At 43.3% G+C, this 10,085-nt stretch carries 9 protein-coding genes; 3 read left to right on the top strand and 6 right to left on the bottom strand.

All coding sequences use genetic code 11. The features are described 5' to 3' along the window. Positions 1-325, top strand: a 325-nt coding sequence (locus tag BLS65_RS12405) for an IS30 family transposase (RefSeq protein ID WP_125869860.1), incomplete at its 5' end; no start/stop codon positions are given. 197 nt (positions 326-522) lie between these two features. On the opposite strand, the gene BLS65_RS12395 is transcribed toward BLS65_RS12405, so the two are convergent. From BLS65_RS12395 to BLS65_RS12385, 3 genes are read right to left on the bottom strand one after another with little or no spacing between them, the layout of a single operon-like run. Beyond that, positions 523-1,065 carry a LemA family protein gene (locus tag BLS65_RS12395; protein ID WP_092439475.1) on the bottom strand — a complete coding sequence of 181 codons (543 nt, stop codon included), beginning with the start codon at positions 1,063-1,065 and terminating at the stop codon, positions 523-525. 20 nt (positions 1,066-1,085) lie between these two features. Then, entirely contained in the window at positions 1,086-1,862 is a 777-nt protein-coding gene (mazG, locus tag BLS65_RS12390; RefSeq protein WP_092439473.1) for a nucleoside triphosphate pyrophosphohydrolase, read from the bottom strand. A gap of 3 nt (positions 1,863-1,865) precedes the next feature. Beyond that, a complete protein-coding gene (locus tag BLS65_RS12385) occupies positions 1,866-2,651 on the bottom strand; it encodes an SAM hydrolase/SAM-dependent halogenase family protein (protein WP_092439471.1) in 786 nt (261 codons plus the stop codon). A 324-nt stretch (positions 2,652-2,975) separates the two neighbouring features. On the opposite strand from BLS65_RS12385, the gene BLS65_RS12380 reads away from it, so the two are divergent. After that, positions 2,976-4,079, top strand: a complete 1,104-nt coding sequence (locus tag BLS65_RS12380; protein ID WP_092439469.1) for a fatty acid desaturase family protein — start codon at positions 2,976-2,978, stop codon at positions 4,077-4,079. A gap of 228 nt (positions 4,080-4,307) precedes the next feature. Continuing rightward, positions 4,308-5,258, top strand: a complete 951-nt coding sequence (locus BLS65_RS12375) for a phosphoribosylaminoimidazolesuccinocarboxamide synthase (RefSeq protein WP_092439467.1) — start codon at positions 4,308-4,310, stop codon at positions 5,256-5,258. A 67-nt stretch (positions 5,259-5,325) separates the two neighbouring features. On the opposite strand, the gene BLS65_RS12370 is transcribed toward BLS65_RS12375, so the two are convergent. The 3 genes from BLS65_RS12370 to BLS65_RS12355 all read right to left on the bottom strand — a co-directional run bounded on the left by BLS65_RS12370 (position 5,326) and on the right by BLS65_RS12355 (position 9,921). Next, positions 5,326-5,835, bottom strand: coding sequence for a hypothetical protein (locus BLS65_RS12370; protein WP_092439465.1), 510 nt, complete (start codon positions 5,833-5,835; stop codon positions 5,326-5,328). A gap of 208 nt (positions 5,836-6,043) precedes the next feature. After that, the gene (locus BLS65_RS12365; protein WP_092439481.1) at positions 6,044-6,628 is read right to left on the bottom strand and encodes a YceI family protein; all 585 of its coding nucleotides are present in this window, start codon (positions 6,626-6,628) and stop codon (positions 6,044-6,046) included. Positions 6,629-6,969: 341 nt separating this feature from the next. Continuing rightward, on the bottom strand, positions 6,970-9,921 hold the full coding sequence (locus BLS65_RS12355; RefSeq protein ID WP_092439461.1) for a DEAD/DEAH box helicase: 2,952 nt from the start codon (positions 9,919-9,921) through the stop codon (positions 6,970-6,972). Positions 9,922-10,085 lie beyond the last annotated feature (164 nt).

Here is a 10,085-nt window from a genome sequence, read left to right as displayed (position 1 = left end):
GGCGCTATCCCCGTTGGCACACCAAATGCACACTATTACCGCTGATAATGGAAAGGAGTTTGCAGCACATCAGGTTATTGCCGAAAAGTTGCAAATAAATTTTTACTTTGCACGGCCATACCACAGCTGGGAGCGCGGCGCTAACGAGAATGCAAACCGCTTGGTAAGGCAGTATTTCCCGAAGAAAACGGACTTTAAAACGATAACACAAGAGCAGGTTCAGTGGGTCGAAGATATTCTTAACAGTCGGCCTAGAAAAAGGCTAGGGTTTATCTCTCCCCTCTTAACATATAATCAGTTAACCCAAGTTGCATTTGTGAGTTGAATCTTGCATTACTAACGAAACGAAGCTAATTAACTTCGTTTCGCCATCTCCTAAAATAAAGATAAATGCAAAAGCGAGGCAACCTATAATTAGCCCCCCGTTCATCATTTCTGTGTGGAATCGTGATTTCTCCCTTAGCTTGTCAATATCGGGATACTTTTGGAGAAGCTCTTTTTGGAGTTTTATTAAATCCCATTTCATGCGTTAAACAACTTTTTGATATCAGGCTTCTGCCTATCCGATTCTTCAATTGCAAACATCGGCATTGTTTTGTAATCAAGCAATTTGGCAAATAGATTTGATGGTATTGTTTCTACCTTATTATTGTAGTTTAGCACATGTGCATTGTAAGTTCTTCGAGCAGCAGATAGTTGTTCTTCCACTTCGCTTAATGTTTGCTGTAAATGCAAAAAACTATTGTTTGCCTTAAGTTCAGGATAGTTTTCTACCGTTAAGAGTATGGTTTTGATTATCTTAGAAGAATCGTCATCTATCTGCATAAAACTCTCCTTATTTTGATTGCGGAGGCTTACTATTTTTGCTTGCGTATCTTCCTCAAATCTCATATATTCTTTGACTGCTGCAACCAAGTTAGGAATTATATCTACTCGCTTTTTGAGCATAGCATCCATTCCACCAATGGCATAATCTATCTTATTTCTGCTGCGAATTAATCCATTAGTGATGGCCAATAGGTATATCGCTACAATAACTAAAACTATTATTCCAACTATATTCATGTTGTTTTGTATTTACTTGTTTATGAATCAAACTTCTTTGCCTCTTCCCAAATCACGTTCATCTCGTCGAGCGACATCTCCTTGAGATTTTTACCCGTCTTTATGGTTCGTTCCTCAAGGTAGCCAAACCGCTTCATGAACTTTTGGTTGGTTCTTTCCAGCGCACTTTCGGGGTCGATACCGTAAAGCCTAGCAGCATTCACTACGGAGAAAAGGAGGTCGCCAAACTCTTTTTCGGCATTCACCATATTGTTTTCGGATACCTCTTTCCGCAACTCCTGGTATTCCTCTTCTACCTTGTCCCACACCTGATTGCGTTCTTCCCAATCGAAGCCAACGGCTCGCACCTTTTCCTGTATACGGTTTGCCTTTATAAGGGCGGGAAGTGCTTTGGGAACCCCAGATAGAACGGTTTTGTTCCCATCTTTTTCTTTGATTTTAAGTTGTTCCCAATTCTCAAGAACTTCACCTGTTCCGGATACCTGAACCTCTCCAAAAACGTGTGGATGGCGATAAATCAGCTTATCACAAAGGCCGTTCATCACTTCGGCAATGGTAAATCGATTCTCCTCGCTGGCTATCTTCGAGTAAAACACGATATGAAGCAGCAGGTCGCCCAGCTCCTTGCGCATTTCGACATAATCCTTCGAGAGAATGGCACCCGCTAGCTCGTAGGCTTCTTCTAGGGTATTGGCGCGCAGACTTTCGTAGGTTTGCTCCCTATCCCAAGGGCATTTTTCGCGCAGCTCATCCATTATATTCAGTAAGCGCTCAAAGGCCTTTAGCTTATCATCCATATTTTAGTTAATTACGTTATTATAAAACTTCACACGAACGGCAGAGCCTACGCTCAGACCGAGAAGTTCGGCCGCCTGTCCATGAAAGATCGCAATTTCCAGCAAGCCCACCGAGTTGAAAATGGCCAGTAGGTTACCGGGATCGGTTCCGTTGTATGTGTTGCTAATTTTCGTGAGCTTATTGTGGTTGCTCTGGACAAGAATCTCGAAGGATCGGCTTTGTCCAACGCGTTCAAATAGGTCTGTGGAGATATTCGATATGGCATTTTGAAAGGAGTCGATATAGATTATCGTTCCATTGATAATCGAATCATCGTAGGCGGCTCTTATCGGTACCATTTGGCTAAACTCTGGGTAGAGTTGACCTAGCTCCTCCAAGGGTTTTCCTTCGGCTAGGTGCGCAGCCGAAAGTGCAAAAGTGTAAAGGGCAGAGAATCCGGAGATGGGTTCGTAATGGAGCTTTATAACTTTAGTGGGAGTCGAGCGCAAAGCTAAGCTGAGAACCCCATTGTCGGTACCCAAAAAAAATTGTCCATCGGCCTCAATGGCGATGAATGGGTTTTTAGGAGAGGGTTCGCTGTTTACACCTACAATATGAACCGTTCCATCGGGAAAATGTCTATAGCTGTTGCGTATCACAAAGGCCGCCTGTTGCACATTGAAGGCTGAAATATCATGGCTTATATCTACAAGAGTGGCCGTAGGGCACATGCTTAGCAGTTGTCCTTTCAGCGCTCCTACGTAGTAATCCATTTTTCCCCAGTCGGTTGTGAGGGTAACTATGGCCATGCCCAACAGTTGTTATTCTTTCTGTAAAATTAACAGCCTTTTTCTTATTTCCGGCATAGGTGGCAAAATGTTGGTGGAAAGAATCTTTTTTATGGAGGTAGTTTGCGTATGTTCTGGTTGTATAGTTCGATAGAATAGGTAGTTGTTGCACCATCTTGGCAATTGACATCCATCTCCCCAGCTAAATTACACTAATGGTAAGATGATGAAATTAACAATTGGTGAGTAGCTGCTGTTAATTGTTCGTTGGAGAACGAGTAGGTTAAACCTGATTTTTTTAAGTGTTGTCACTATCGTCTCCTGTTTAAAAATATTTTTAACGACATGGAATTTAAAGCGCTCAAATTTACAAACGGCCAAAACAAAGAGTTTGTAGCCGTTCTAAGAGAAAGAGTTAACCAATACTTTAAGGATCATGATATCTCCACATATGGTAATGCCTCCATGTTTGTTAAGATGGTGTTTATGCTGCTGCTCTACTTTATTCCTTATGGAATAAGTGTTTCTGGCTTAGTAAGTAACTTTTGGATTTTGCTATCATTGTGGGTTGTCATGGGTTTTGGGATGGCCGGGATTGGTTTTTCGGTTATGCACGATGCCAACCATGGAGCGTTTTCGAAAAACGAGAAGGTTAACCGGTTTATTGGTCTCGTAATAAACCTCATTGGAGGCTTTGCTCTCACTTGGCAAATCCAGCATAATACGCTCCATCATAGTTACACCAATATTGATAGCTATGACGAGGATATTAACCCTGGAAAATTCTTGCGTTTTTCGCCGCACAAGCCACGGTATTGGGCTCACCGTTTTCAGCACATATATGGTTGGTTTCTTTACGGATTAATGACCATTTCATGGAGTACCGATAAGGATTTTGTGCAGTTAATCCGCTATAAGCGCGAGGGGCATAAGCTAAGCGCCAGCCGGTCATTCCGCCGTTTAATGGTTGAGTTGATAGGGCTGAAGGCTGGCTATTTTGCCTACATGCTGCTAATTCCAATGCTATTTATGCCTGTACCGTGGTGGCAAATCCTAATCCTATTTGTGGCAATGCACTATGTAAGCGGTTTTCTGCTAGCCATTGTATTTCAATCGGCTCACGTTATCGAAACATCTGCGTTTCCGCTACCAAACGAAGCTGGGAATGTCGAAAACAACTGGGCCGTTCATCAGCTGGCCACAACATCCGATTTTGCACCCAAGAGCAAATTGTTGTCTTGGTTTATTGGCGGATTAAACTATCAGGTAGAGCACCACTTATTTCCCAACATCTGTCATATCCATTATCAGAAAATCGCACCAATTATCCGACAAACAGCTCACGAGTTTAGCTTGCCTTACCATGTTCAATCTACATTTGTTAGAGCAATTTGGATGCACGGCCGAATGTTGCGTATGCTTGGACAAAATGATTCTATACCTGTTTAAAAGTTGTGGATTAAATAATGGTTAAATTAACCTCAGAAGGTGTTATACGTTTCGAAAAAACCCGAAATTAGTTTAGTTTTGTACGCTTTTACCTACATACTATCATCGAATCACTTCAATGACAGAAAAGCTCCTCATCCTCGAAGGTATCAACCCGGTTATGTTAAAGCTTTCGATAAGGATCATGAATCGGCCTCAGGCCAAACCAACACCTAAACACTTTTATAAATGGAAAAAGCTCTTGTTCGCACCAACTACCAGTTTCCTAATCAAACTGATGTTTATATCGGAAAGGTAAGAGACGTTTATACCATCAAGGATGATTATATGGTGATGGTGGTTTCCGACCGCATCTCCGCCTTTGATGTGGTTCTTCCAAAGGGAATTCCCTACAAAGGTCAGGTCTTGAATCAAATTGCCTCCAGATTTTTGGATGCAACAGCGGAGATTGTTCCCAACTGGAAAATCGCTTCTCCCGACCCTATGGCAACTATTGGTATGAGATGCGAACCATTTTCTGTTGAGATGATTGTACGTGCATACCTTTGCGGCAGTGCTTGGAGATCATACAAAAGCGGCAATAGGGAGATTTGCGGAGTAAAAATTCCCGATGGAATGGTAGAGAATCAAAAGTTTCCTACTCCTATAATTACCCCAACCACCAAGGCTGATCAAGGATTTCACGATGAGGATATCTCCAAAGAGGAGATTATTGCTCGCGGCATGGTATCGGCCGAGGATTATGCCTTGCTCGAGAAGTATACCTTAGCCATTTTTGCCAAAGGAACCGAAATGGCTGCTGATAAAGGGCTAATCCTTGTGGATACCAAGTATGAGTTTGGTAAGCGTCACGGTAAAATTTATTTGATTGACGAGATTCACACTCCTGATTCGAGCCGTTATTTTTACGCTGAAGGCTACGAGGAGCTGCTCCGAAAAGGCGAACCTCAGCGTCAGTTATCGAAAGAGTTTGTTCGTGAATGGCTAATGGAGAATGGCTTTATGGGCAAAGAGGGTCAACAGGTTCCTGAAATGACTGATGCTTTTGTTGAATCCGTTTCGCAGCGATACATTGAACTTTATGAGCTGATCATTGGCGAACCGTTTGTTAAGGCTCCTATTGATGATATACCAGAGCGTATTCAAAACAATGTGCTCAATCTATTGGCTCGACTTTAGTCAGAGAAAAGAATAAAAAAACGCCGATCCGTTCCGATCGGCGTTTTTTTGTTTGAATATGGTTTGCTTATTTTTTCAGGGTCTTTACAAATTCGAGTTTTTTGTTTACCATCTCCAGCTGCTTCTTTGTTTCGTCCGTAACCTTAGTAAGGGCTTCGCCGCTTTTGGAAATAGCCTTGGTGGCTTTTGGCTTTTGAAGCATCGAGCACGATTTTAACGCATCGGTAGCAGGTTGTTGATACTCCTTTACCTTGCTCACATTGGCTTCTTGTTTCTTTAGCCTTTCTGCAAGGGTGGTAAGCTTAGCAAGTGCATTTTGCTTGGTCATCGGTTCGCTTTTTTCATTGGTCACCGATTCGGCTTTTCCTTGATCGTTGTTTTTAATATTCACCTCGTTGAGGGCTTCCGTGATCTTACCACTTTCGTCGTAGCTATCGAAACTTTTTGTAGCAAAATCATCGATTGCTTGAATGCCTACCTTAGCAGGACGCTCAAGTTTGGTTTGTGCTGAGGCAAACTGTGCTACTATTAGCATGCCGAGTACGAATGTGCTTCCAATCATTAATTTCTTTATCATAGTAAATTGCTTTTGTTTTGGCATGGTCTCTATGCCGGTTTATTGTTTTGTAGGACGAGAGACACTACTGTTGTATCGCCTTACCGTTCTATTTAATAATTCTTTGCTTTTATCACAACCATTGGATGTAATGCTCTGTGGTGACAAATATATTATAAAGATAAAGTAAATTCATTTACCGTTTGTTCAATTTTTTCCAAAGCGACCCTTATTTCTCTTTCGAAAGTTCAATATTCACAGTTATGGTAACCTCTTTTCCTACTGTAGCTCCACCAGTTTCGATGAGGGCATTCCACTTCAATCCGTATTCGATACGGTCTATAACCGTAGTGGCCTTGAATCCTGCTTTTGTATTTCCATATGCATCTTTCACTGTTCCACCGTAGTTAACGTCAAATGTAACCCGCTTCGTTATATCGCGGATGGTTAAATCTCCAGTGAGAGCATACTTGTTACCGTTTTTCTTCACAAAGGAAACACTCTTAAATACCATCTTCGGGAACTTTTCGGCATTGAAAAAATCATCGCCCATCAGATGTTTGTCGCGACCCTCGTTATTGGTATTGATGCTATTCACATCAACGGAAAAATTAACGGTGGCTCCAACAAAGTCGGATGAAGGGGATACCACAGAACCTTCATAACGTTTAAATTGTCCGTCAATATCAGTAATCACCAAGTGGGAAACCGAGAAGTTGACGCTCGTGTGTGACTTGTCTACGCTCCATTTATCTTGCGCATTTACCGAAAGAGCTGTGGCCAGTGCCAGCAATGAAAGGATTGTTGTTTTCATATTTATGTAGTTATTGGTTTTTGTTCGTTGCAATGTTCTACCTTTTTGCATTTACTGTAAAGTGTTTTGTTGGACTACTGATGGTATATTTTGTACACTTACAATAAACGGTATTACTGTCGTGCCGATGTGGTTCAGATAGGGTGTGCGTCTCTTTTCCGATGGGGCGAACTGCTTCACTTTAATTCCGAAATCTTTAAAGCCTTGGATTTGTGTGTGAATGGCCACTTGTTTTTCTTGACAGAGCATGGGGTAGTGGTTGTTTCCTACATAAACACCCTATTGGCCAACTTGTTTGGACAGAGTTCCTATTTTGTGGTATATTTTTGGTCAACGACCAATTAGCCCAGCAGCGATTCGAGCAAATCGCGATTAAGATCTTTAAGGGGATTGTTGGAACTGATAAATGTATCGGCCAGCTTACTCTTCTTCTCCTGGAGAATTAAGATTTTCTCCTCAATGGTACCGCTGGTAATGAATCTATAGGCAAACACTTTTCGGTCTTGACCAATTCGGTGGGCGCGGTCGAGCGCTTGATTCTCGCTGGCAGGATTCCACCATGGGTCGAGTAGAAAGACGTAATCGGCAGCGGTGAGGTTGAGTCCAAATCCACCAGCCTTTAAGGAGATCAAGAATACCTTTACCTTATCGTTGTTCTGGAAATTCTTCACCAACTCTTCGCGGTTGGTGCTGCTACCCGTGAGCATGAGGTAGGGGATTTCTCGGTTCTTTATTTCGGACTCTACCAAGCGCAAGTGCTTTACAAACGAGGAGAATACCAATACCTTATGGCCTTCGGATACAACGCTATCGATCATACGCACTACTTCTTCAAACTTCCCTGAGTTGCCGCAGAAGCCATCGTCAATTAGCGCGGGATGGCAGGCGGCTTGCCTTAGACGAATAAGCCCTTGGAATATCTTCATGCGGTTGCGGGAGTGGCCATCGGCGTCGAGGTTGGCCATGATGTTTTGTCTAAAGGACTCCTTTTCGTGCTCGTATACGGCTTGCTGCGCTTCGGACATGTCGCAGTAGACAATATTCTCAATTTTGGCTGGGAGGTCTTTGGCTACCTCGTCCTTGGTTCGTCGGAGGATGAATGGGGCAATTATCGACTTTAGTCGTTTCTCGTCGAAGGCAGTAACTCCGGTGTTTATGCTGTTGGAGAACTGTTCATCGAAAACTTTTTGGTTACCAAGGATGCCTCGGTTTATCACGTTCATCTGCGCCCAGAGGTCGTTGAGGCTATTTTCGATGGGGGTTCCAGTAACCACTAACCTATTTTCTGTATTCAGCTTTAAGGCGGCGCGGTATCCCTTGGAATCGGGATTCTTTATCATCTGGCTCTCATCCAGAATAACGTAGTAGAAACGGAACTTGCTCAGCATTTCTGCGTCGTTCCTCAATACGCCATAGGTGGTAAGGATAATGTCGTATTTTCCCAATCGTTGAATGTCGCGGGCCCTGTTTATTCCGGTATGCTCATATATGGTAAGGTTTGGGGTAAACTTCTTTACCTCTGCTTTCCATGAGTGAATCAGCGAAGTGGGCATCACAATGAGTGAAGTGGGTTTTTTGCCTTCGCGCTCTTCTAAAACCTGTGTATTTTGGAATAACGTTGGTTGCGTTACCGTGGCAGCGGTCAGTTCCATTTCTGCTTTCTGCCTAATGTTCTGCTTACTCCAGAGCAAAAATGCCAACGTTTGGATGGTTTTACCCAATCCCATATCGTCGGCAAGGCAACCGCCAAAGCGGTTCATCTGTAAATATTTTAGCCACGCAAACCCTTCCAGTTGGTAGGAACGAAGCGTGGCGTTAAGTCCTACTGGAAGCGTATTTCCTACCAACTGGGGTAGGTTCTCGAAGCTCCGAAGCTGGGTTATCTCCTCCAGTTCAATGTCGGAGGAGTTGTCCACCAGCTGGAAGTGGTGCCTGCTAAGCCGCAACTCGCCTTCCTCTTCTCGTCCAAAAAAAAACATGGGGCGGAGGCGCTCCATGTCTTGGTCGTTGATGTAGAGGCGCTGTCCGCTCGGTAGGGGAATATAGTCGTGATCCTTCTCGAGGAGCACTTTTATTTCCAGTAATCCAATGCTTCCTCCGTTAAACTTAATTCCGCCTATAGCCTTAAACCCCTCGTCGGTAGTTGTAAAGCGGAGGTCCAACTCTTGATATCCCAAGTATGGCTTTATGCCATTAAGCTTGCTGTTTACCTGAAAGCCTGCCTCCTGAAGTTTTTTCATTGATTCTCCAATGGCTAGCGCTAGGTTCTTCAACTTTGGCAGCTTTGGAGGAACATCCAACAGTGTTTGGTAGTATGGCCCTTCTACGTGAACAAATCCTAGCGATTCAAAATACTCCAGCAGCTCTTTTTCGCGGTTGTAATTGCGTTCGAGTCGGGTGTAGTGTGGAATGTCCCCATCAAAGTTGAGGCTAACGACTGAGTCTGTCTTGCTATTGGCAAAGTAAGCATGGCTGTTGTAGTGGAATCGGATACAGGCCAGCGATCGGCCCTCAATCGTCTCCTCCAGCGAAACCGAAGGAATAACGGGGCACTCTTCGGAGCTGATGGCAAATCCCGTAACTCTTACTGGGTATGATTTAATAGTATTCAACACAAAGGAGGAGAAGTATTGCCGTGAGGCCGAAGCGGAAATGGCAATAAACGCTTTCAGAAGGAACGGGCGTAGTTTTTTTCCATCGGTGTCCTCCACAATCATCAACCGCTTGTCCCACTTTATTAGGCAAGGGGAGTTGGAGATGATTGCCGAGGTTTTATCCAACTTTAGTTCCTCCTCGTTGAAAGTGACGCTCAGCGAGTATTTTATTCCCTCTTCATTATAGTCGAATGAAAAGAGTGTGTTTGCCTTTGTAGTTTCAATTATCAGCCTCTCTTCTTCGTAGAAGTTGCTCAGCTTGAGGCTTTGCTGGTAGAGGGGGGTATTGCAATGCTTGAGCAACTCAAGGCACTTAACAATCCTACGCTCAATGTATGGTCGGATGGTAGTGGCTTGTAGTTCGGGGGTAAGTTGGGCAATGAACTCCTTTTGGTTCTTCTGTTTCGAGAAGAGCTTAACTAAGTTTTTTTCGTTGTACTCATTTACAAGTTTAAGGAGTTGCTTTTCGGTATCCGAAAGCTCTACAGTTCTGGTTTGGTCCTTACCGTGTAGGTTTTCTACAATTTTGTAGATAGGCGACTCTCCAATTCGCTCCAAAAGATAGGGTACAAAGATAAAACCCCACAGGCGGTGCTCGGACAATCCAAGGCTAAAAAATATTTGAGAATTGTTCTGCATTGCTTTTCAGTGAGCCACAAAGGTAGTTCAACCTCCTCCAGTCTCAAAACCTTTTCTTGATATTTTTATCCGTAATCTGTTCATTACTGGAAAGGATCTGTTTCTAAGTAATTGATCGTTAGATTCCGAATTCCCGTTATAGGCAGTTATTTCATGTGGATAAA

The organism is Williamwhitmania taraxaci (genome assembly GCF_900096565.1).
Classification (GTDB): Bacteria; Bacteroidota; Bacteroidia; order Bacteroidales; family Williamwhitmaniaceae; genus Williamwhitmania; species Williamwhitmania taraxaci.
This window is presented reverse-complemented; position numbering and strand designations above follow the sequence as displayed.